The organism is Prochlorococcus marinus str. MIT 9314 (assembly GCF_000760035.1).
GTDB classification, from domain to species: domain Bacteria; phylum Cyanobacteriota; class Cyanobacteriia; order PCC-6307; family Cyanobiaceae; genus Prochlorococcus_A; species Prochlorococcus_A marinus_B.
In genome coordinates this window covers 184033-205360 of record NZ_JNAO01000008.1, presented here as the reverse complement: position 1 = coordinate 205360, position 21328 = coordinate 184033, and the positions used below count along the sequence as shown (strand labels likewise).

The window sequence follows — 21328 nt, the reverse complement described above, 5'->3', positions numbered from 1 at the left end:
CTTATATTATTACTTAGGAATATGTTGATAATTGTATGAGACAGCATGTTAACCCCCTTAGTAGTAATTTCAATCAAATTGAGAGATTACCTTCTTTGAGCGAAATGTTTTGTGATTCTAAATCGAATCTTCATTTGGATATAGGTTGTGCTGCTGGGGAGTTTCTATTTGATTTAGCTTTAGTTAATACCAGCTGGAATTATTTAGGAATTGAAATCCGTGAGAAATTAGTCAAAAGTGCTAAATTAAAAGTGATTGAACGAGAAATCAAAAATCTATATTTTCTATTTGGTAATGCTAATAATATTTTGAATGATGTTCAAAGTGAATTTATTATCAAAAATCTAAAAAGTCTTTCTTTTAATTTTCCTGATCCATGGTTTAAAAAGAGACATTATAAAAGGCGTGTAATTCAGCCAGAATTTATTAACAATCTTTCAAATTCATTGCAAAAAGGGACCTTGATTTTTATAAAAACGGATGTAAAGGATTTATTCGATTATATGGATTACACCATATCAAGTAATTTTTGTTTTAAAACAATAGACAAAAAAGATATTAATTATTCCGAAAGTTTTAATCCAAATAAATTAAAAACTAACCGCGAAAAATATGTGATTGTTAATCAACTTGATATTTTTGAAAAGATTTATATAAAAATTTAATTCAATATTAATTTGTTATTTTATTAATTTCTAAAAAGAGTTTGTTTGTTATTTCGCTTGATAAAGAGTCAACTTTCTTAGGATTTTTGGCCTCAACTAGTACTCTCATAACGGGTTCTGTGCCACTAGGCCTTATATAAACTCTACAATTATCCGAATAAATTTCCTGAAAAAACGCTGTTGTTTGATCAATCAAGATTTTGGTTTTTGGATTTAATTTATTAATATTAAAATCTAGTTTGATGTTGGTTAGTTTTTGAGGATAAGGTTCGAAACTACTTTTAAGCCAGTCATTCAAATTAATATTTTTCTTTTTACAAAATTTAGAAATTTGAAGTGCAGTCAATATCCCATCTCCAGAAAAGTTATTAATTTTTGAAAGTATATGACCTGACTGCTCACCTCCTAAAACTGCTCCTTTTTCCTTAATTGCGTCATGCACATGTTTATCTCCTACATTAGTTCTAAATAAAACTCCACCAATTTTCTTCCAAGCGTTTTCAAAACCTAAGTTTGCCATTTGCGTTGATATTAGTAAGTTATTAGTGAGAATTTTTTGTTCCATAAGTTCTCTACCCCAAAGAAAAAGCATGTGATCTCCATCTAAAATATTGCCTTTTGAATCTATGCCAATTACTCTATCGGCATCTCCATCGAAGCTAAAACCCATATCTGCAGGACTTTCTTTCAATGCTTTTTTTAATGGTTCGAGGTTAGTAGAACCACAATTCATATTAATTTTCAAACCATTTTTAGAGTTATTGATAACTCTTACATCAGCACCAAGAGATTGAAAAATTTTTTTTGCGCATGTTGCGGCTGATCCATAGCATGTGTCTAATATTATTTTCAAACCGCTTAGATTTTCTCCACCCATTGTTTGGATTAGGCTTTTGATATAAATATCGATAAGATCATTATTTGTATTTTGGGGTATCACTTTTCTAGGAACTGAGATATTGAGATTTGAATCTTCAATTAATTTTTGAATTTTATTTTCAAAATATTCAGTAATTTTTTGACCATTATGATCAAAAATTTTTATGCCATTATATTCAGGCGGATTATGACTTGCAGATATCATAATCCCACTACTTAGGTTCTCTTGTTTTATTAAAAAAGGTATGGCTGGGGTAGGGCAGATTCCAAGATTTATAAATTTTTTACCACTATCGTTTATACCTTGAGTTATTGCTTGAAGCAGAATATCTCCACTAATTCTTGTATCTCTTCCTATTATTATTGGATTTTTATTCTCTAAGCTCGAACCTAGAGCATATCCTACTTTGTAGGCTAGTGAATAGGTTATCTCTTCATTAAATCTTCCTCTTATTCCATCAGTTCCAAAGATTGATTGCATAATTAGATTTCAGGAATTAAAGAAATTTTGACAATTATTTAGTTATTATCTTATCAGTTGATTAAAAGCTTATAGATTTAAATTCTCTTTATTTGTTTAACTTATTTAAGATGTTTTTAGTTAGTGATTTCTGAATAGTGCAATCTGAAAGTCGAGAGCAAATTTTAAAGGCCAATCTAAAAACAATACTTATTTTAAGTATATCTATTGTTGTCATTTCACTGTTTTTATTTAGAAATTTCTTGTTTAAATCAACTTATCTTCTAAAGAGTTTTGGAGAATTATCCGTTGACCCCGAAATAGCTTTAACAAATAATAAGCCTACATTTCTAGAATTTTACGCTGAGTGGTGTGAAGTTTGTAAAGAAATGGCTCCACAAGTTTCTGCTTTTAAAGATGAATACGAAAAAGATATTAATTTTGTTTTTTTAAATGTTGATAATCAAAAATGGGGTAACTATATCCAAAAGTTTGCTGTCAACGGGATTCCTCAAGTTAATCTTTTTGATAAAAAGGGTAATCTAATATCTACTTTTATTGGTAAACAAGATGAAATAAAAATAAGAGAATCCATTAATAATTTAAAAAAAGAAGAGAAACCATATGAGGAAATTATTAATGATGAATTTTCAAAAATGAAAGAAAATAAAAATAATGAAGTTAGTCCTCGAAGTCATGGATGATTTTTACCATTCTAAAGATTTTGATACGATGGGAAAACTTTGTTTAAAAATAGACTTGCAATTTTGGGCTATAGACTTGTGTTCTTTTTGGGTGCCGTGAGCTGATCTTAAATGAATGTAATGGATCCACGATCTGCATGATCCAGACATATAGATTCTTGTCGGAGTTGCTAATGGTAAAACAAATCTCGCACATTCTTTGGCAACGCCTTCAGCAAGTAAATCTTCATATAATTCTGAAGCAGCCTGAAAATGTAAACCAATTTTTTCATTGAATCTTTTTTTTAACTCATCAGGAAGGTCAGGAATTGAATTTTGTCTATTTTTAAAATCTTGACGCCTCAACTCTGGTAAGGGAATATTACCCAATTGAGAACTATCAGCATATCTCTGTGAAAATTCTTGGAAAGTAAATGATCTATGTCTTAAAATTTGCGCAGCGATTCCTCTGTTAGTTTCTATTTGTAAGGTCATAAATGATTGTTCAAAAACACTCCAATGTTCATTTTTAATGCAATAACTCAATAATTTCGAATAGTCTTCATTTTCCTGATTTTTTGGATTACTGACTCTTGCAATGTAAGCCATTGTTTTTTCTGCATCAGGAGTTAGCGAAATTAGTTCAACTTTACTCATTTTAGATCTTTGCAAGAGTTACTTTTTCTGGTTGGTTTTGATATTTGCCTCTTCTATCTTCATAGGTTGTAGAACATGGATCACCTTCAAAAAAGAGTAGTTGGCAAATACCCTCTTCAGCGTAAATCCTGCAATCTGCACCTGAACTATTACTAAACTCTAAAGTTAGATGACCTTCCCACCCTGCCTCTGCCGGCGTTGTATTAACAATAATCCCAAGTCGTGCATAAGTACTTTTGCCTATACAGATTACAGTAATATTTTCTGGCACTTTCATCTTTTCTAAAGCAACTCCTAAACCATAGGAGTGAGCAGGAAGAATAAAAAAGTCTCCATCCTTATCATGGTGAAGAACAGTTTTCTCTAAATTATTTGGATTAAACTTTTTGGGGTTCATCACAGTCCCAGGGATATGTCTGAAAATTAGGAATTCTTTAGATGAAAGTCTTAAATCATAGCCATAAGATGAACATCCGTAACTCAACACTGGTCGTTGTTTATTGTCAGGCTCAAGATGTCGCACCAAATTTGATTGAAAGGGTTTAATCATACCTTCCGAAGCTTTTTGATTTATCCAGAGATCATTTTTTAGCATTGTTTTATGAGCGAAGTTCGGTAATTTGGTTAGCCATTAATAAGAAATCTTTAGGTATATCTGTACCAGTAAGGATTACATCTCCTGAAATAAATCGGTTTTCAAGTGTTGAAATCAAATCATCTTTATCGATAATTTTCATGTCAATAGCTAAAAAAATTTCATCAAGTATTATTTGGTCATTCTCACCAGACTGTAGTTCTCTTTTACAAAAATTCCATAATTCAATGGTAGATTCATAAATAGATTTTTTTAAAGTTTTATTATTTTCAATTACTTCAGAATTATATTGATCAAAGGAATGTGATGATCTTACCCAGGTTAAATTACCGCATAGCTTTTCTGCATGATCAACTCCTTGGTTGACACCACCTTTCATGAATTGTATTAGTAGAACTTTCCTACCGAGAGCAGCATTTCTTAGAGAGTCTCTAATGATAGATGTGTAGCTCCCTCTATATGAAGATTGATAGATTTGAATTTGTCCGTTTTGTGGAAATTTCTTTAGGTTAATTCTGTTAGAAGTATTTGTTTTTACAGCATCAAGGTTACCTTTGGAATAGATATGGGATGAACTAATTACCATTATTTAGATTCTTTCTACATGCAGTATAATTAGAATCTAATAACGCTGCATATAGTGTAATTTAACTTAAAAAAGGTTTAAGCAACTTGAAAATAACTGAAAAAAGCTTGCTCATATTTTGATAAGAATTGAAAATTGTTACAGTTGATACAAGATATTTTAGGGTGTCTCCTTAAATTTTTTAATAGTAAAGATATTTATGATACCTGCTTCACGAGGATTCAACCGCTTTAGTTCGCAACAATCCGGACAAAGTAAAATTAACGCTGTTGGAGAACGTTTTCCAATCAATAGAACTTTAATGGAAGTTATTAAAGGTCTTGATGGTGCAAGCACAGAAATGGTTGAGAGATCTAAAACAATATTCTTCCCTGGTGACCCTGCTGAAAGAGTTTATCTTATAAGAAGAGGAGCAGTAAGATTGTCAAGAGTTTATGAGTCAGGTGAAGAAATAACTGTTGCTCTTTTAAGAGAAAATAGTCTCTTCGGTGTTTTATCTCTTCTTACAGGCCATAGATCCGATCGTTTTTACCATGCCATAGCATTCACAAGAGTTGAAATGATAACAGCACCTGCAAATTCTGTTTTAAGAGCTATAGAGGAAGATGCATCAGTAGGACTATTACTTTTACAGGGTCTTTCAAGTAGAATCCTGCAAACTGAAACAATGATAGAAACTCTTACACATAGAGATATGTCTTCTCGTTTAGTAAGTTTTTTAATGGTCCTTTGTAGAGACTTTGGAGTTGCAGGTGAAAAAGGTATTACGATAGATTTAAGACTTTCACATCAGGCAATTGCTGAAGCTATTGGTTCTACAAGAGTAACCATTACAAGATTATTGGGAGATTTAAAGGATTCAGGGCTTCTTAATATTGAGAGAAAAAAGATCACAGTGTTTGATCCAATTGCTCTTGCAAAAAGATTTAATTGATTCATCATAAATTATGATGTACTGAGTATATGCAAAAGTGTGGCTTGGATTTTAATTGTTTTTTTAATATTACTCGGGGGGTTAATTGCACCATTTGGGGATATTCTTGGAACAAGGATTGGTAAAGCAAGATTTAGTATCTTAAAATTAAGACCGAAAAAAACAGCAACTATAATAACTATTATTACTGGTGGATTTATTAGTTCAATATCGATAGGGCTATTGATTTTAGTAAGTGAAGAATTTAGACAAAGGCTTTTTGTTGATATTCCTTTTTTGCAAAAAACTTTAGATGAAAGTAAAAAGGCTTTAATCCCTTTACAGGAAGAACGAAAGGAACTTGAAGGTAAAATTATTCAAAAAGAAAAGGAGTTAAATCAATTAAAAAATAATATTAAAGAATTTAGGAGAGGAAATGTCGTTATTAAAAGAGGACAAACTTTATTTATTGCTGAGGTTGATTCCAGCTCAAATATAAAACTTGACTTAACAAAAATCTTTAATGAAGCTGATAAATTTGTTAGGAAAATTGTTATCCCAAATAATAAACAAGCAACAAATATTCTTTTGTGGAGACCCAGTGATATTACAAAAATTGAGACCATAGCTGCTAGCGGTGGTAACTGGGTTTTACTAATTAAATCAGCAACAAATGTTTTAAAAGGAGATAATTATGTTTTTGTATCTCCAGATTTATTAGAGAATAAATTTATAGTCAAAAAAGGTGATGTTATTACAAGTTCTATTCTGGGAGAAAGTGATTTAAATAGTAAATCAATAAATCTAAAAATTAAATCATTGCTTAGAGAAACAAGAGATGAAATTAAGTCAAAAGGATCACAAGTTAGTGAAATTAATACAAGTGGAAATTTTGTAAAAAAAATTAGAGACTTTCTTAAAGAAAATCAAAATATCAAATTTAAGTTGGAAGTAGTATCTTTAAGAGATAGTAAAACTGTAGAACCTATAGTTGTTGAAATTAATATTTTAAAGATTGCAGCTTAAATGTCTAGAGTAATAACTATTGATCCCGGAAAAAGTAAATGTGGCTTAGTGTTAGCAGAAATAAGTGAAAAAAAAGTTTACAAAGCGATAATTCTTAAAAGTGAATTACTTGGTAATTATGTCAGAAATTTAATTACCGCTGAGGACATATCACAAATTATTATTGGAAATGGGACAACCAATAGAGAGATCAGAGAAAAACTAGATTTTTTTAAAAAAGAAATAATAACTTTTGAAGAAAAGAATACTACCTACAGGGCTAAAGCAAGATATTTCGAACTGTTTCCTATCAGTGGTCTCAGGTTTTTAATTCCAAGAGAGGTTTTTATCCTTAATAAAAACCTTGATGCGATATCAGCTTTGATAATTTTAGAGGATTATTGCAAAATGAAGTTTACTTTAAATCAAAATGTAGATTTTAAAACTTGGCTGAAATAGTGAACTTATACTCATTCCCTGTTTCTAGTTCATAATCTTTTTTCAGTAAAAATTTCAATAAGGCATTCTCAATTAATGCTCTTCCTAAAGGAGGATTGACCTTTAAAAGACCTTTATTAAAGGAGTATGTAAAAGTCCATTTAAATTGACTAGCTTCCACAACCCCCTGAATTTGCTTTTTTGAGAAGCAATATTCCTTAACACTTACATTTGCAATAGTTTCAGGTTTTGAACGCATTTCTTAAGGTTGGTTTTTGTCAAAAGAATTTAATTCGTTAATTATATGTTCTTCTTTTTTAGTATTTAGTTGTTCAAGAGATTCGATTACTCTCTTGTACACTTTATCTAATATTGATTTTTCTTCGATAGAGATATCTCCTAATACATGTGAAATGGTATTGAAATTATTTTTTCCTTCTATTAAGGGAGGTGGCCCAATACCAATTCTTATTCTCCTAAAATTTTGTGTCTGCAATTGTTCAATAATGCTTTTAAGCCCGTTATGTCCCCCTGAGCTTCCTTTTCTTCTAAATCTTATTTTTCCTAGGGGAAGATCTTTATCATCGACTATTATGAAAATCTGATCTAAATTGATTTTGTACCAATCAACTATAGCTCGGACAGCATCACCACTGTTATTCATAAACGTATTTGGTAAGAATAATCTGAAAGTAGAATCATTGATTCGAAATTCTGAACAGGAACTTTTAAGCTTATCTTTTAGTAAAAAATTTGAATTATATTTTTTCGAGAGATGTTGAAGCAGTAAAAAACCTATGTTATGTCTGCTTTTTGAGTATTTTTTACCAGGATTTCCTAATCCAATTAAAAATATTTCTTTCATTGTTTATTTCTAAATCTCTTTTTTTTGAGAATTATGAATATATACAAACTATAACTAATTAATACAAACAAAAATTAAAAAAGATTGTTTGGCAATTTTCACATCAACCAAATAACTTTTTGAGAAAATCTAAAAAATTTAGTTTCCGTTCCAATCTACTGAGAAACCCTGTAGTAGAAGGGATTGGTTATAAATTTGTAGAAGAATAACTAAGAAAACCAAGAGTAGTAGACCAATTACTGTCATTACGGGAACTGCTCCCCAACCAGGTACTACTTTCCCTTGACCTGAATTGCCAATTGCTTTTAAAAGACTTCCTAATGCTGTTTTTTGACCCATGTTAAATTCACAAAATCGGATATTATTTCGCTATTGTATAAGAACTTATACATAAATTGTTTACAAACTTAGCAAAATTGATGCAAACTTTATCATCGGCTCCGGATCCTGCAGTTTCTATAGCTGTAACAATTCTGGCTTTACTTTTAGCTTTGACTGGCTTTGGTCTTTGGACTGCCTTTGGACCTAAAGCAGCAAAGCTTACTGATCCTTGGGATGATCATGATGATTAATTAATCTCGAAAGTATTTCAAAATTTTCCAAAAATACAAAAAGTAAACAATTAACCATAGTTTAAATATAAATTTAATAGGATATTAATCTGTCAGCTTTAGTAATTCCATGCTCGCCTTAAAAATTTCTGTTTACACTATTGTCTTTTTCTTTGTTGGAATATTTCTTTTTGGATTTTTAGCAAGTGACCCAACAAGAACGCCAAACAGAAAAGACCTAGAAAGTCCTCAAGATTAATCTCGTAATTAAACTTTAAATTGATTTCTGGAATTTCAAAAAAAATAATATTTTTCTCTTTTATTTTTATTAATTTCCTACAGCCATCAAAATCAGCTGAATTTGCAAAAATTAATAAAAATATCAATAATCAAAATACCAAAATTCTTTGGTCAAATATCCTTAGCAAAAAAATTGAATCAAGTAATTCAACAAGTTTTAATGATGAAGATTACTATGCTAGTCCATTAAAGAAAAATGTTGATTCTTTTTTAGTTGCAAAAGCCGAAAAGCAACAAGAGTTAATAATCCAATCTGATAAACAGTCTGAAATAAATGATGTTATCTACGCAGAGGGTAATGTATCTGTTTCTTTTAGAGGAAAACTGCTTAGAGCTGATAATTTAATATACGACAAGTTAAATAAAAAAATTAATGCGAAAGGAAATATAGTCTTGGTATTAGGTGATCAACTCTTTAAAGTTTCACAATTAGAATACAGTTTTATTAGTCAAAAAGGTTATTTATTAGATGTAAAGGGTAGTATTAATACTAATAATTTGATTGATGATTTATCTTCAAATTTCAGCTTATTAGACTCTAAAAAGATAGAAAGTTTGTTTGAATTTAAAAAAAAGGAAGTTTTAAATACTCCAGGCGAGATTAAAAATTGGTTATTTTTTACTGATAAAATATCTATAGATGGCCAAAAATGGGAAAGCGAGAAGGCTGTATTTAGTAATGATTTACTTGAATCGAAACAGGTCAAATTAGCCATTAATTCATTAAAAGTTATTTCTGAAGCAGAGAAATTACGCTTTAAGTCATCAATAAACTATTTAATATTTGAAGAAAAAGTTTCAATTCCATTTTGGCTTGGAGATAGAACTTTAACAAAGTCTGGTGAATTCTTCGACTTTGAAAACAGGTGGAATTTAGGATATGAAAACTTAGATAAGGATGGGTATTTTATTGGTAGGAAATTTAACTCTATAGATATTGCTGATGATTTTGTTCTTGATTTAGAGCCGCAATTTCTAATTCAGAGGTCATTAAAAGGGTATACAAATAGTTTTGTAAAGAAGGACGAATCAATAACTTCAAATAGGGTTAAGAGAAATACAAGTTTTGAAGATTATTTTGCTCTAAATTCCCAGATAAAAGGCCCAATAAAAAATTGGGACTTAGAAATAGATAAGAAGTTAAATTCTCTTGATTTTGATAAATTTCCAGATGCATTTAGATTTAAAACTGAATTGAGTAAAGAAATTGATTTTTTAGATTCAAAATGGGAAAAAAGTTTTTATGGAATTTATAGAGAGAGGGTCTGGAATGGTTCATTAGGTGAAGCAGAAATTTACTCAGGTTATGGTTCAAAATTACAAAAACAAAATACTTGGATTGTTGATGGCATTAAAAAGTCAGAATTTTTATCTTTTGGTTTGGCGAACATAACAGCAGAGGCTTTGAATACTAAAAAATTGCTTACTAATCTAAAAGGTAATTTGTTTTATTCAATTGATCAGAAATTTCCAATTGGTTTTGAAGATCCTAAAAAGAAATCCATTGATATTTCATATAAGTACATTCCTGAACCAATAACAAACGGCTTAAGTATTAATACAAGATTGGAAGCATTATATTCTTTCTACGAAAATGGAGATCATCAAGAATATTTAGGGCTAGGTATAGGACCAGAATTAATATTTGGTAATTTTCAAAATAAAACTTTTGACTATACTCGTATAAGTCTTTTACCTTTATATAAATTTAATAGCGGTAAAAGTATTTTTAAGTTTGATCAGAATTATGAGGACTTAACCTTAGATATTTCTTTTGATCAGCAATTATATGGACCTATTATTCTCAAGAGTTTTGGGCTTTTGAACCTTACAAGTGATTCAAATGATTATGGTGAATTTATAGATTCTAAAATCTCTTTAAATTGGAAAAAAAGGTCCTATGAATTTGGTATTTTTTATCAACCTCATACTAAAGCAGGGGGTATTTCTTTTAGTCTCTATGGATTTAAATAGCTATAAAAAATTAGTATTAAATTTGATATAGGGTAATTGGTTTAATTTATTTTCTATTAAATTTTTATTATCAAGAAGTGTTGAAGTTGCATCCCATTCCCCTGATAAAAACATTTTTCTTGAGCTTTCTTTAATCTCAAGATTTAAACTTAAATCTTTCGCTTTTGCTAATGATTTTTTAAGATCAATTTCTAAGAATAAAAATTTATTATCCTTGTTATTTTGAATCTCTTGGATTGATTTTTTCGGTAGAGTAAAACATGGAATTCCTATTGCAATACAATTACTATAAAAAATATCGGCGAAACTCTCTCCTATTATTGCTCTTATACCCCATCTCATAAGTGCTTGAGGGGCATGCTCTCTGCTAGAACCACATCCAAAATTGCTATTAACAATTAGTATTGTGGCATTTTTGTTTTCCTCTAGATCAAAAGGATGCTGTCCTTTTAAAGTTGCTCTATCATCCTCGAAAACAGATTCACCTAATGAATCAAAGTTTACACACTTTAAAAAACGCGCAGGAATTATTCGATCTGTATCAATGTCGTTACCAATCAAGGATATACATTGGCCTTTTATTTGTATGATTTTTCCAATTGGTGGGGTAAAAAAGGATTTCATTCGTTGATAAATTCTCTAACGTCACTGACTTTGCCATTAATTGCAGCAGCAGCAACCATTGCTGGACTCATGAGTAGAGTTCTCCCGCTAGGAGATCCTTGTCTTCCTTTGAAATTTCTATTACTAGAACTAGCACTAATTTGATTACCTACTAGCTTATCTGAATTCATTGCTAAACACATTGAGCAGCCTGGTTCTCTCCATTGAAACCCAGAATCCTTAAATATCTGATCAAGACCTTCTTGTTTCGCTTCATTGGCTACTTTTTCTGAACCAGGAACTACAAATGCTTTTACATTCTTAGATACTTTTTTGTCTTTTAATACTTTAGCTGCAACTCTTAAGTCACTTATTCGCCCATTTGTGCAACTGCCTATGAAACAAACCTCTACCGGTATATCTTTTATTGATTGTCCTGGCTTGAAACTCATATATTCATAAGCCTCTTCAGCAACTAATTTGTCATTTGGGGATAATTCATCTAAAAGGGGGATTTGTTGATTAATACCTATACTTTGGCCTGGAGTAATCCCCCAAGTAACTGTTGGTTCTATTTTAGAGGCATCTATTTTTATTACATCATCATAAATTGAGTCTTCATCGCTTTTTAATGATTTCCACCATCTGAGAGCTTTTTCCCAATACTCATTTTTTGGTGCACATAATTTATCTCTCATGTAACTAAATGTCTTTTCATCAGGGTTTATGTAGCCGCATCGAGCTCCTCCTTCAATAGACATATTGCATATAGTCATTCTTTCTTCCATTGATAATACATTGATTGCAGGCCCTGCGAACTCATATGCAAAACCAACCCCAGCCTTTACACCGAGTTTATTTATAATATGAAGTACTAAATCCTTAGCATATACCCCATTAGATAATTGATTTTCGCACCAGATTTGCCTTACCTTTAATTTATTCATGGCTATGGTTTGGGTTGCAAGAACATCTCTTACTTGGCTTGTACCTATCCCAAAAGCAATTGACCCAAAAGCTCCATGAGTTGAAGTATGTGAATCTCCACAAGCGATTGTCATACCTGGTTGAGTTAGCCCCAATTCTGGAGCTACTACATGAACTATTCCTTGACTTCCACTACCAATATTAAAAAATTTTATTTTATGCTGTAAGCAGTTCTTTTCAAGTGTTTCAATCATTTGCTCTGCAAGATTATCTTTGAAAGGTCTGCTTTGATTATCTGTTGGCACAATGTGATCAACTGTAGCCACAGTTCTACTAGGAAATTTTACTGTTAAATTTTTGTCTTTTAAAGCGCCAAATGCTTGAGGACTTGTCACTTCATGGATTAAGTGAAGACCTATAAAAATTTGATCTGAGCCACCTGGAAGACTGGAAACTTTGTGTAAATCCCAAACTTTATCAAATAAGGTATCTTTACTCAATTTGTAAAAAAAACTACGTACTATTTGATAATAAGATTAATCTGAGGCTGTTCAAACACACATTTACACTTAGTGTTTGAATTTCAATTCTGTTTCGGGTTGAGTTAAATATTTTTTTTATATTAGTTATATGATTATTCGGTCCTGAAATTGAGATATAGACTAGTCCAACTGGTTTATCTGGACTGCCTCCATTAGGACCAGCTATTCCACTAATAGCTATTGCCCAATCTGCGCCTAATTTCTCTTTTACATTAATTGCCATAGCCTCACAAACTTCTTCAGAAACTGCTCCATATTTTGTAAGCTTTTCTTTAGAAATATTTAATAATGAATTTTTTAGCTCATTACTATAGGAAATAATACTACCTTGAAAAACTTGAGATGAACCTGATATTGAAGTTAGAGATGAAGATAGAAGACCTCCTGTACAGGATTCAGCAAAAACAATAGTTTCGTTCCTCTTAGCTAACTCTTTTATTAAAACGATTGGCAAAGTATCATTATCCTCTCCAAAAATAAACTTTGAAAAATCTTTTTTTAATTTTTCTTTTACAGGGTTAATTATATTTTTTGCTTCTAGGTCATTCTTTGCTCGCGCGGTTATCCTGATCTTAACCTCTCCTAAGTTTGCATATGGAGCAACCGTTGGGTTTTTAAGATTTAATAGATCATTAATTTTTTCTGCAACGCTAGATTCTCCAATTCCTGCAAATTTAAGAGTATTTGAAAAAAAGGAATAACTATCTGAGAATTTGGTTTTAATGAAATCATAAGCAGTCTCTTCCCACATAGTTTTCATCTCGCTAGGAACTCCAGGGAAAGTAAGAATAGTAAATCCTTTTATTGGTTCCCAAATCATTCCTGGGGCAGTGCCTCTAGGGTTATTAATTATTTGAGCATTTTTTGGGAAGAAACATTGTTTCCTCAAGCTAGAGGAATCGTCTTTGAGCTTTGAGTTTGGAAGTTTTTGTTTAATTTCATCCCATAAGTGTGGTCTTTCAAAAAGAGATACATTAAAAGATTTGGCTATTGCTTCAGTAGTTAAGTCATCTGGCGTGGGGCCCAATCCACCTGTTGTAATTAGAAGATTACTTCTTTTCGATATTTCTTGAATCACTTTTATAATTCGATCACAATTATCACCTACAGTTGATTGCCTAAAGTGATTTAAGCCTAATAGCGACAACTGTTCAGAAATCCATTGAGCATTCGTGTTTATGATATTTCCTAAAAGTAGCTCTGTTCCAATAGAAAGAATTTCAACTCCCTTGGAATTAGGACTCATTTAATTGATGCTTCAAGTTTGCCTTCATAAAGAGGAAAACGATTACATAAGTTTAATACTCTTTCTTTACATTGACTTTCAATCAGTGAATCGTTTGGGTTAAGTAATCTATCAGCAATAATTTCGCCAACTTCAACAAAAGCATTCTCATTAAAGCCTCTAGTAGTTAAAGCAGCAGTACCCAACCTTAGCCCGCTGGTTACAAAAGGTGATTCGGGGTCAAATGGAACAGTATTTTTATTAGCAGTGATATTCACTTCACTTACGAGCAAGTCAGCAATTTTACCAGTCATATTGATACTTCTTAAATCAAGTAAAACAATATGATTATCGGTGCCTCCACTAACGATATCAATACCTCTATTTATTAAAGTTGAAGCTAGAACTTTGGCATTTTTTATTACTTGTTGGGAATAATTAACAAAATCTGGCTGTAATGCTTCTCCAAATGCAACTGCTTTAGCTGCAATAATGTGTTCTAAGGGCCCCCCCTGAGTCCCTGGGAAAACAGATTTATCAAATTTCTTTCCAAATTCTGCATCTTTACACAAGATTAGTCCTCCTCTAGGCCCTCTTAATGTCTTATGAGTAGTTGTAGTTACTACATCACAATAAGGTATTGGATTTGGATGAAGTTTACTTGCGACAAGACCTGCGATGTGTGCAATATCAGCCATTAAGAATGCACCAACTTCATCTGCAATTTTTCTAAATGATTCAAAATCAATTGTTCTTGGATAAGCTGAATATCCGCATATGATCAATTTTGGTTTTGTATCAAGTGCTATCTCTCTTATTTCATCAAAATTTAATTCACTAGTTTCTTTGTTTACACCATAGTGAACTGCATTAAACCACTTACCACTCATATTTACTGGAGATCCATGAGTTAGGTGTCCACCATGAGATAAATCCATCCCCAGGATTGTGTCGCCAGGTTTAAGTAAACTTAGGAAAACAGCAGCATTTGCCTGCGCTCCACTATGGGGTTGAACATTAGCCCAATTTGCATTAAATAATTTTTTCGCCCTTTGAATAGCCAATTCTTCTATTTCATCAACAAATTCACACCCCCCGTAATATCTTTTTTGAGGTAATCCCTCAGCGTATTTATTTGTAAGGACTGATCCTTGAGCCTGCATGACAGCAATTGATGCAAAATTTTCGCTTGCGATCAACTCAAGATGAGTTTCCTGTCTATTTTTTTCAGAGTTAATAAAATCGCATATTACTGGATCACTTTCATTAAGATTTTGGAGGATATTCATTGAATTTGATAACTAATAAACATAATATAGACGATATTTTTTAGAAAAATATAAAAAGAATATTTCATAATTTTAAACGCGCCTGGAGAGATTCGAACTCCCGACACCCTGATCCGTAGTCAGGTGCTCTAATCCACTGAGCTACAGGCGCATAATTATGTAATATCTCTGTTGCAGGGTCTCTTAGTCAACTAGATTTCAGGTAAAATATCTATTATTAACAATCTAATTATTAATATGCCTATAAAGTGGTACGGAAATGGTGATTTAGAAGATCCCATCTATAAACATTTTTCTCGAATAGTAAATTTTGTAATTCACTGCATGATATTTACTGCGATAGTAAGTGGCACTTGGCTTTTAAAAGAAATTAAATATGAAATCACTTTTTTTAATAACTTTGCAATTTTCTGGTCAATTCTTTTAGCCTCCCATTTACTATTTGTAATTATGAAAAAACCTAAAGATACTTCAAAACAATCAACTTAATTAATTTTTAATTTATGGACTCTCAGATAAGAATAAGTGATCTAGAAAATATTATTTCAGAAAAGGTTTTTATAAAAATAGAAAAGTGGAATTTATATCTTGGAGATGCTGGCCTAGCTAGAAATCTTGCTATTGAATGCATCAGCAATAAAGATCAAGGCCCATTGGAGGCTGCGAAAATAAGTTTGAAAGCAATAAATGTAAAAGTAGGGGATGGTGTTAACAGTATTCCACTGATCAATTTAATAACTAACTCACAAATTCTAGAATTAGAGGAGATTTTGGAAAGTTTTTTTGAAAACTAAATCTTTTTTTTATAAAATTTAATATTATTTACTTTCAGACATTTTGTAAGAAAATAATAGATTACAAAAAAAGTTAGAGATCCAAATATTAATAATAAAAATTCTCCGAGATTTGACTTGAAGTTATTTGTAGTTCTAAGAATAGTAAAACAAAGGGTGCTATCTATAAATGCCGCTAATGACATAAGGATGATTTTCCTTAATAAATCTAAGTTGGGCAAGTGGATATTTTCATTTCTCAGGTTAAAAGAAAGCAAAACACAAACTATAAAGTTGACTATTACTGAAGATAAAATTATTCCTACAACTCCGAAATTATATGGAGAAAGATTCCCAAAATTATTAATTGGGGCACCAATTAAAAACCAATCAAAAAAAATATTTAACATTATCCCTGCAAATGACGACTTGAAAGGGAAGTTTGTTTTTTCTATTGAATAGTAAGTTCTTACTAATAAATCTCTATAAAGATAAAATGGTATGCCAACTGAATAAGCAATTAATATATTTTTTACTTTTAAAGCCGCTGAATAATCAAAAGATCCTCTCTGAAAAACTAACTCTACTATTTGATTATTAAATGTTATAAAAATTGCGGTTAAAAAAATAGTTGTCAAGAAACAGTACTCAATTCCAGAAATCAATTTTTTTTGGAGGCCTATATACTCTTTATCACTTCTCAATTTAGAAAATTTTGGAAGTAATGGCAAAATCAAAGAGTTAGATAATATGCCTAATGGGGCTTGTATCAGAAAGTTTCCGTAAGCTAGTCCCGATGCTGCTCCTTGAAAACTTGAAGCGAAAAACATATCGATAAAAACATTAATTTGACTGAGACCTGATGAGATAGATGCTGGAATAATTAGTTTGAAAATTCTCCTCTCTTCATCACAAAATAATTGGAAGTTTGACTTTAATCTCAAAAGACCGATTTTATTTATTTCCGAAATTTGAACAACAAACTGAATTAAAGTTCCGGTCAAAGTTGCAAAAGCTAGTAATCCCGTATAAGTAAAGAAATGAGAATATGTATTTTCTTTGTTGAAAATCCAACTTAATAAAATAAAAAAAATAGTAGTTAGGCTTGTTATCGCTGGACTTATACTTGATAAAAAGAATCTTCTTTGGGAATTTAAGGCGCCATAGCTTAAACCTATGAATCCGGACAAGGGAATACAAGGTGTAAGTATTTTTAATTGGTAAATGGCGATTGATTTGGCTTCGTAACTTAAATTGGGGGCTAATAATTCAATTAATAAACTGGAATTTAAATATATCAATATAGCTAAACCAATTAATAATATTGAAAGTTTTATGCTTACTTGAGTTAAAACAATCCCCCCTTTTTTTTTATTAAGGGGAGTTAGAACTGCAACGACTGCGTTATGTAAGGGACCATTAATCCCTCCAATGATTATTAGCAAAAAACCTGGAATTATATAGGCATAATTAAATGCGTCGTATATTACCCCAACTCCAAAAGCAGCAGCTATAAATATTTGTCTTATACATCCCGCTAATTTACTTAGACTAGTACCAAATGAAATTGAAAAAACATTATTTTTTAAAAATGAATGCATTTGGATTTGTCTAAATTTTTCAAGAAGTTTAAGTTTCAATTATATTTGATTTTTAACTAACGACATATTTATGAATGTTCGGATAATTGAATTTGATCCATTAATTGAAGGAGTATTAATCAAGAGGTATAAAAGGTTTCTTGCAGATATAAAATTAGAGAGCGGAGAGGTGGTAACTGCTCATTGTGCCAACACAGGCCCAATGAAGGGACTTTTGAGTGAGGGGGCAAAGGTAAGAATAAGTGTTTCCCCTTCTCCAAAAAGAAAATTACCGTTTACTTGGGAACAGATATGTGTTTTAAATGCAAAAAATGAGGAGGTATGGGTTGGTATCAATACTCTATTCGCAAATAAGTTAATCAAAAAGGTTATTGAGAAAAATTTGCTCGACGAAATAATTGGAGAAATAGAGACAATTAAATCTGAAGTTCCTTATGGAAAAGATAAAAAAAGCAGAATTGACTTTTTTTTAACTCCAAAATCTTCAAATCCTGATAAACGTAACATTTACGTAGAGGTTAAAAATACGACTTGGATTAGAGAAAATGTAGCTCTATTCCCTGATACAGTAACGAAAAGAGGCCAAAAGCATCTCATAGAATTAAAGGAATTAATTCCTGAAAGTAAAAGTGTATTAGTTCTTTGTATTACAAGAAAAGACGCTTGTTTTTTTGCCCCCGGAGATCAGGCAGATCCCTTATACGGCAATCTTTTTAGAGAATCTTTAAGTGCAGGAATGATCACGATTCCTTGTTCTTTTGAATTTCATAAAGATCACATATCATGGAGAGGAATTCAACCTTTGAAATAAATAAAATCTTGATATTTTGAAACTTCTAAAAATAAATTTTTTTAATGTAACAAATAAATTTTTGAGGTGCAACTATAAAAATGGTATCAACAACTACTAGACACCGATAAGTTTTTTGAATAAATTTAAATTTGAAAGGAAACAGTAAAACTGTTTTTTTGCAGCTCTAATTTTTTTTTATGACCACTGCTTTGCAAACGCCTCAAAGGCGCTCTAGGTCCAAACTTCAAGATGCAAGTCTTGTGAATGGACCTATGCTCCTTTTGAGGAGTATTCGAGGATTTAGTTCAAACCGCTCAATGTTGTGGCTTGCAACTGTTCCCCTAGCTTTGTTTGGTTTAGGTATTTTTAATCTTTCAGCTCACGCAGCTGATTTACCTGAGTTGAATGCAGCTTTTCTTGCTAACAATCTATGGCTTTTGATCGCTACTATTCTAGTGATCTTTATGAACGCCGGTTTCGCTATGGTTGAGGCAGGTATGTGCCGTTCTAAGAACGCTGTTAACATTCTTGCTAAAAACCTCTTTGTATTTGCTCTAGCTGTAACTTCTTATTGGTTTATCGGCTATTCATTAATGTACGGAGGAAGTGTTGCCGACGGTTGGCTTTATTTTGGCGGCTTATTTTTTGATCCAACAGTTACTGCAGATATGGTAACTGATGCTGGATTAGTCCCAACTGTTGATTTCTTGTTCCAGTCTGCTTTTGCAGGAACTGCGGCAACAATCGTTTCCGGTCTTGTTGCTGAAAGAGTTAAATTTGGAGAATTTGTTGTTTTTGCCGTTGTATTAACTGCATTTATATATCCAATTGCTGGTAGCTGGAAATGGAATGGTGGTTGGCTTGATTCTTTAGGTTTTGTTGATTTTGCTGGTTCTTCAATTGTTCACTCAGTTGGAGCATGGGCGGGTCTTGTAGGAGCTATGCTTCTTGGACCAAGAATTGGCAAATACTCTGATGGGAAACCACAGGCTATGCCAGGACACAATATGGCTATAGCTACTCTAGGTGCATTAGTCCTATGGATAGGTTGGTACGGATTTAACCCCGGTTCTCAACTTGCTATGGATCAATGGGTTCCATATGTTGCTGTAACAACTACTTTAGCAGCAGCAGCAGGAGCTATTGGTGCAACTATTGTTTCAACTTTAACTTCTGGTAAGCCTGATCTTACAATGATAATTAACGGTATCCTTGCTGGTTTAGTTAGTATCACTGCTGGTTGTGGTGATATGACTCTTGCTGGCGCCTGGTTCGCAGGACTAGTTGGCGGAATTATTGTTGTATTTTCTGTTGCAGCACTTGATGCCGCTGAGATCGATGATCCTGTAGGTGCATTCTCTGTTCACGGAGTTTGTGGTGTATGGGGTACTGTAGTTATCGGTCTTTGGGGTACAGCTGTACAAGGTGATGGAGCAGGTATGGGATTGTTCAATGGTGGAGGCATTACTCTTCTCCTAGTTCAAGCTCTTGGTGCCGCAGCTTATGCTATTTGGACACTAGTTACTTGCTGGATTGCCTGGTCTGTAATTGGAGGATTATTCGGTGGAATCCGAGTATCTGAAGAGGAAGAGACACAAGGCTTAGATATAGGAGAGCATGGAATGGAAGCATATCCAGACTTTGCATCTGCTAAATAATCTAACAAAAAATTGATTTAAGAAACCTGACTTATGTCAGGTTTCTTTTTTTTTACGAAAAATTATTTAAAACGTTGTAATATAAAAAAATGGATACTCAAGCTTTTAGAAGATCTCTTCATCATTCTGATAGATACAATAGAAGGGGTTTCGATTCTCCAACAAAAAGAGCCCAAGCGTTAGAAGAAGCTTACCAAAGTGATTTAATAAGTTCTATTAGGGATAATGGTTTTACTTACACTAAAGGCAGACTAAATATTAAGTTAGCCCAAGCTTTCGGTTTCTGTTGGGGAGTTGAAAGAGCTGTGGCGATGGCCTATGAAACGAGAAGACATTACCCAAATGAGAATATTTGGATAACAAACGAAATAATTCATAATCCCTCGGTTAATGATCATTTAAGAAAAATGAATGTAAAATTCATTTCAGCTAAAAATGGAATAAAAGACTTTTCTTTAGTGTCTAATGGTGATGTTGTTATACTTCCTGCTTTCGGAGCTACTGTTCAAGAAATGAAACTCTTGCATGAGAAGGGTTGTCATATTATTGATACAACCTGTCCATGGGTTTCTAAGGTTTGGCATACAGTTGAAAAACATAAAAAACATGTTTTCACATCTATTATTCATGGAAAATTTAAGCATGAAGAAACTCTCGCAACAAGTTCATTTGCGGGAAAATATTTAGTTGTGCTTGATTTAGAAGAAGCAAACTACGTATCTGAATATATTCACGGAAGAGGTAATAGAAATGAGTTTATGAACAAATTTGCTAAGGCTTGTTCTAATGGATTTGATCCTGATAAAGATTTAGATAGAGTGGGAGTTGCAAATCAGACAACTATGCTTAAGAGCGAGACTGAGGAAATTGGAAAGGTTTTTGAAAGGACGATGTTAAAAAAATTTGGACCAGAAAACTTAAATAGTCACTTTTTAGCTTTCAATACTATTTGTGATGCAACTGAAGAAAGGCAAGATGCAATGTTCTCTTTGGTTGATGAAGACCTTGATATTCTAGTAGTTATTGGAGGCTTCAATTCTTCCAATACTACTCACCTACAAGAAATAGCAATTACTAAAAATATTTCTTCTTTTCACATTGATACGCCAGAGAGGATATCAGTGAATGAAAACTCAATATTTCATAAACCATTAGGATCAGAATTAGAACTTAAAAAAAATTTTCTACCTAGTGGAAAAATTAATGTTGGAATTACCTCAGGTGCATCCACTCCTGATAAGGTCGTTGCAGATGTTATTGAAAAGTTAATTGATATTGCTTCTTGAATTAGTTATTCAGTTACAAATTTGCTTAGTTTTTTTAATTTATTGTTCAGATAATTCCAA

25 protein-coding genes and 1 tRNA gene are annotated in these 21328 nt (G+C 31.9%); 13 read left to right on the top strand and 13 right to left on the bottom strand.

The genetic code is table 11. The annotated features are described in order from the left end of the window. Positions 1–35: 35 nt before the first annotated feature. Positions 36–665, top strand: coding sequence for a tRNA (guanosine(46)-N7)-methyltransferase TrmB (trmB, locus tag EU98_RS04600; protein ID WP_032515703.1), 630 nt, complete (start codon positions 36–38; stop codon positions 663–665). Between the two features lie 7 nt (positions 666–672). Here the strand turns inward: trmB and EU98_RS04605 are convergent, their stop codons facing one another. Further along, a complete protein-coding gene (locus EU98_RS04605; protein ID WP_032515702.1) occupies positions 673–2025 on the bottom strand; it encodes a phosphoglucosamine mutase in 1353 nt (450 codons plus the stop codon). Between the two features lie 137 nt (positions 2026–2162). Here EU98_RS04605 and EU98_RS04610 point away from each other — a divergent pair, with 137 nt between their 5' ends. Continuing rightward, on the top strand, positions 2163–2708 hold the full coding sequence (locus tag EU98_RS04610; protein ID WP_032515701.1) for a thioredoxin domain-containing protein: 546 nt from the start codon (positions 2163–2165) through the stop codon (positions 2706–2708). A gap of 3 nt (positions 2709–2711) precedes the next feature. Here EU98_RS04610 and thyX read toward each other — a convergent pair whose 3' ends face one another. The 3 genes from thyX to EU98_RS0108925 are packed head-to-tail and all read right to left on the bottom strand — an operon-like array spanning position 2712 to position 4525. Continuing rightward, positions 2712–3344 carry an FAD-dependent thymidylate synthase gene (gene thyX / locus EU98_RS04615; protein WP_032515700.1) on the bottom strand — a complete coding sequence of 211 codons (633 nt, stop codon included), beginning with the start codon at positions 3342–3344 and terminating at the stop codon, positions 2712–2714. A 1-nt stretch (position 3345) separates the two neighbouring features. Beyond that, a complete protein-coding gene (dcd, locus tag EU98_RS04620) occupies positions 3346–3939 on the bottom strand; it encodes a dCTP deaminase (protein ID WP_032515699.1) in 594 nt (197 codons plus the stop codon). A gap of 4 nt (positions 3940–3943) precedes the next feature. Then, positions 3944–4525, bottom strand: coding sequence for a cob(I)yrinic acid a,c-diamide adenosyltransferase (locus EU98_RS0108925; RefSeq protein ID WP_032515698.1), 582 nt, complete (start codon positions 4523–4525; stop codon positions 3944–3946). Positions 4526–4724: 199 nt separating this feature from the next. On the opposite strand from EU98_RS0108925, the gene ntcA reads away from it, so the two are divergent. The 3 genes from ntcA to EU98_RS04635 are packed head-to-tail and all read left to right on the top strand — an operon-like array spanning position 4725 to position 6902. Continuing rightward, positions 4725–5459, top strand: coding sequence for a global nitrogen regulator NtcA (gene ntcA, locus EU98_RS04625; RefSeq protein WP_032515697.1), 735 nt, complete (start codon positions 4725–4727; stop codon positions 5457–5459). 39 nt (positions 5460–5498) lie between these two features. Continuing rightward, positions 5499–6464, top strand: a complete 966-nt coding sequence (locus tag EU98_RS04630; protein WP_032515696.1) for a DUF3084 domain-containing protein — start codon at positions 5499–5501, stop codon at positions 6462–6464. Next, positions 6465–6902, top strand: a complete 438-nt coding sequence (locus EU98_RS04635; RefSeq protein ID WP_032515695.1) for a hypothetical protein — start codon at positions 6465–6467, stop codon at positions 6900–6902. On the opposite strand, the gene EU98_RS04640 is transcribed toward EU98_RS04635, so the two are convergent. From EU98_RS04640 to psbH, 3 genes are all read right to left on the bottom strand, one after another. Beyond that, positions 6883–7140, bottom strand: coding sequence for a DUF3146 family protein (locus EU98_RS04640; RefSeq protein ID WP_025892612.1), 258 nt, complete (start codon positions 7138–7140; stop codon positions 6883–6885). The genes EU98_RS04635 and EU98_RS04640 overlap by 20 nt on opposite strands. Before the next feature lie 3 nt (positions 7141–7143). Then, entirely contained in the window at positions 7144–7746 is a 603-nt protein-coding gene (gene pth / locus EU98_RS04645) for an aminoacyl-tRNA hydrolase (RefSeq protein WP_032515694.1), read from the bottom strand. A gap of 138 nt (positions 7747–7884) precedes the next feature. After that, positions 7885–8085 (bottom strand): photosystem II reaction center phosphoprotein PsbH, encoded by a 201-nt coding sequence (psbH, locus tag EU98_RS04650; RefSeq protein ID WP_002805661.1) that lies wholly within the window; start codon positions 8083–8085, stop codon positions 7885–7887. A gap of 80 nt (positions 8086–8165) precedes the next feature. Between psbH and psbN the strand changes: the two genes are divergently transcribed. From psbN to EU98_RS04665, 3 genes are all read left to right on the top strand, one after another. Then, positions 8166–8318, top strand: a complete 153-nt coding sequence (psbN, locus tag EU98_RS04655) for a photosystem II reaction center protein PsbN (RefSeq protein ID WP_011817745.1) — start codon at positions 8166–8168, stop codon at positions 8316–8318. A 109-nt stretch (positions 8319–8427) separates the two neighbouring features. Beyond that, positions 8428–8556 carry a photosystem II reaction center protein I gene (locus EU98_RS04660; protein WP_002805124.1) on the top strand — a complete coding sequence of 43 codons (129 nt, stop codon included), beginning with the start codon at positions 8428–8430 and terminating at the stop codon, positions 8554–8556. A gap of 20 nt (positions 8557–8576) precedes the next feature. After that, the gene (locus EU98_RS04665) at positions 8577–10571 is read left to right on the top strand and encodes a DUF3769 domain-containing protein (protein ID WP_032515692.1); all 1995 of its coding nucleotides are present in this window, start codon (positions 8577–8579) and stop codon (positions 10569–10571) included. Here EU98_RS04665 and leuD read toward each other — a convergent pair whose 3' ends face one another. The 5 genes from leuD to EU98_RS04690 form a co-directional block, all read right to left on the bottom strand. Then, a complete protein-coding gene (leuD, locus tag EU98_RS04670; RefSeq protein ID WP_032515690.1) occupies positions 10572–11195 on the bottom strand; it encodes a 3-isopropylmalate dehydratase small subunit in 624 nt (207 codons plus the stop codon). It lies immediately after the preceding gene. Then, complete coding sequence (leuC, locus tag EU98_RS04675; protein ID WP_032515688.1) at positions 11192–12601, bottom strand: 3-isopropylmalate dehydratase large subunit; 1410 nt, start codon at positions 12599–12601, stop codon at positions 11192–11194. The genes leuD and leuC overlap by 4 nt, the downstream gene beginning before the upstream one ends. 13 nt (positions 12602–12614) lie before the next feature. Further along, the gene (locus tag EU98_RS04680) at positions 12615–13889 is read right to left on the bottom strand and encodes a competence/damage-inducible protein A (protein WP_032515687.1); all 1275 of its coding nucleotides are present in this window, start codon (positions 13887–13889) and stop codon (positions 12615–12617) included. Further along, positions 13886–15157 (bottom strand): serine hydroxymethyltransferase, encoded by a 1272-nt coding sequence (glyA, locus tag EU98_RS04685; RefSeq protein ID WP_032515686.1) that lies wholly within the window; start codon positions 15155–15157, stop codon positions 13886–13888. Before glyA ends, EU98_RS04680 begins: the two co-directional genes overlap by 4 nt. Before the next feature lie 77 nt (positions 15158–15234). Further along, positions 15235–15308 (bottom strand) — tRNA-Arg (locus tag EU98_RS04690). Positions 15309–15394: 86 nt separating this feature from the next. On the opposite strand from EU98_RS04690, the gene EU98_RS0108920 reads away from it, so the two are divergent. Together EU98_RS0108920 and EU98_RS04695 are read left to right on the top strand one after the other, a co-directional pair. Beyond that, positions 15395–15646, top strand: coding sequence for a hypothetical protein (locus tag EU98_RS0108920; RefSeq protein ID WP_032515685.1), 252 nt, complete (start codon positions 15395–15397; stop codon positions 15644–15646). A 14-nt stretch (positions 15647–15660) separates the two neighbouring features. Beyond that, positions 15661–15951: a DUF3181 family protein gene (locus EU98_RS04695; RefSeq protein WP_025938014.1), complete on the top strand. Its 291-nt coding sequence runs from the start codon at positions 15661–15663 to the stop codon at positions 15949–15951. Here EU98_RS04695 and murJ read toward each other — a convergent pair. Further along, positions 15948–17531 (bottom strand): murein biosynthesis integral membrane protein MurJ, encoded by a 1584-nt coding sequence (murJ, locus tag EU98_RS04700; RefSeq protein ID WP_032515735.1) that lies wholly within the window; start codon positions 17529–17531, stop codon positions 15948–15950. The genes EU98_RS04695 and murJ overlap by 4 nt on opposite strands. A gap of 70 nt (positions 17532–17601) precedes the next feature. Between murJ and sfsA the strand changes: the two genes are divergently transcribed. The 3 genes from sfsA to EU98_RS04715 all read left to right on the top strand — a co-directional run bounded on the left by sfsA (position 17602) and on the right by EU98_RS04715 (position 21268). Continuing rightward, positions 17602–18342, top strand: a complete 741-nt coding sequence (gene sfsA, locus EU98_RS04705; RefSeq protein WP_032515684.1) for a DNA/RNA nuclease SfsA — start codon at positions 17602–17604, stop codon at positions 18340–18342. Positions 18343–18521: 179 nt separating this feature from the next. Next, positions 18522–19982: an ammonium transporter gene (locus EU98_RS04710; protein ID WP_011862304.1), complete on the top strand. Its 1461-nt coding sequence runs from the start codon at positions 18522–18524 to the stop codon at positions 19980–19982. A gap of 89 nt (positions 19983–20071) precedes the next feature. Next, positions 20072–21268, top strand: a complete 1197-nt coding sequence (locus EU98_RS04715; RefSeq protein ID WP_032515683.1) for a 4-hydroxy-3-methylbut-2-enyl diphosphate reductase — start codon at positions 20072–20074, stop codon at positions 21266–21268. Positions 21269–21328 lie beyond the last annotated feature (60 nt).

Excerpts from the sequence above, each read along its gene's own strand:
- pth (WP_032515694.1), bottom strand. The coding sequence starts at position 7,746 with ATGAAAGAAATATTTTTAATTGGATTAGGAAATCCTGGTAAAAAATAC.
- dcd (WP_032515699.1), bottom strand. The coding sequence starts at position 3,939 with ATGCTAAAAAATGATCTCTGGATAAATCAAAAAGCTTCGGAAGGTATG.
- trmB (WP_032515703.1), top strand. The coding sequence starts at position 36 with ATGAGACAGCATGTTAACCCCCTTAGTAGTAATTTCAATCAAATTGAG.
- glyA (WP_032515686.1), bottom strand. The coding sequence starts at position 15,157 with ATGAATATCCTCCAAAATCTTAATGAAAGTGATCCAGTAATATGCGAT.
- EU98_RS0108920 (WP_032515685.1), top strand. The coding sequence starts at position 15,395 with ATGCCTATAAAGTGGTACGGAAATGGTGATTTAGAAGATCCCATCTAT.
- thyX (WP_032515700.1), bottom strand. The coding sequence starts at position 3,344 with ATGAGTAAAGTTGAACTAATTTCGCTAACTCCTGATGCAGAAAAAACA.
- murJ (WP_032515735.1), bottom strand. The coding sequence starts at position 17,531 with ATGCATTCATTTTTAAAAAATAATGTTTTTTCAATTTCATTTGGTACT.
- EU98_RS04660 (WP_002805124.1), top strand. The coding sequence starts at position 8,428 with ATGCTCGCCTTAAAAATTTCTGTTTACACTATTGTCTTTTTCTTTGTT.
- psbH (WP_002805661.1), bottom strand. The coding sequence starts at position 8,085 with ATGGGTCAAAAAACAGCATTAGGAAGTCTTTTAAAAGCAATTGGCAAT.
- EU98_RS0108925 (WP_032515698.1), bottom strand. The coding sequence starts at position 4,525 with ATGGTAATTAGTTCATCCCATATCTATTCCAAAGGTAACCTTGATGCT.
- psbN (WP_011817745.1), top strand. The coding sequence starts at position 8,166 with ATGCAAACTTTATCATCGGCTCCGGATCCTGCAGTTTCTATAGCTGTA.
- EU98_RS04605 (WP_032515702.1), bottom strand. The coding sequence starts at position 2,025 with ATGCAATCAATCTTTGGAACTGATGGAATAAGAGGAAGATTTAATGAA.
- EU98_RS04710 (WP_011862304.1), top strand. The coding sequence starts at position 18,522 with ATGACCACTGCTTTGCAAACGCCTCAAAGGCGCTCTAGGTCCAAACTT.
- EU98_RS04680 (WP_032515687.1), bottom strand. The coding sequence starts at position 13,889 with ATGAGTCCTAATTCCAAGGGAGTTGAAATTCTTTCTATTGGAACAGAG.
- sfsA (WP_032515684.1), top strand. The coding sequence starts at position 17,602 with ATGAATGTTCGGATAATTGAATTTGATCCATTAATTGAAGGAGTATTA.
- EU98_RS04715 (WP_032515683.1), top strand. The coding sequence starts at position 20,072 with ATGGATACTCAAGCTTTTAGAAGATCTCTTCATCATTCTGATAGATAC.
- EU98_RS04635 (WP_032515695.1), top strand. The coding sequence starts at position 6,465 with ATGTCTAGAGTAATAACTATTGATCCCGGAAAAAGTAAATGTGGCTTA.
- leuD (WP_032515690.1), bottom strand. The coding sequence starts at position 11,195 with ATGAAATCCTTTTTTACCCCACCAATTGGAAAAATCATACAAATAAAA.
- ntcA (WP_032515697.1), top strand. The coding sequence starts at position 4,725 with ATGATACCTGCTTCACGAGGATTCAACCGCTTTAGTTCGCAACAATCC.
- EU98_RS04695 (WP_025938014.1), top strand. The coding sequence starts at position 15,661 with ATGGACTCTCAGATAAGAATAAGTGATCTAGAAAATATTATTTCAGAA.
- EU98_RS04640 (WP_025892612.1), bottom strand. The coding sequence starts at position 7,140 with ATGCGTTCAAAACCTGAAACTATTGCAAATGTAAGTGTTAAGGAATAT.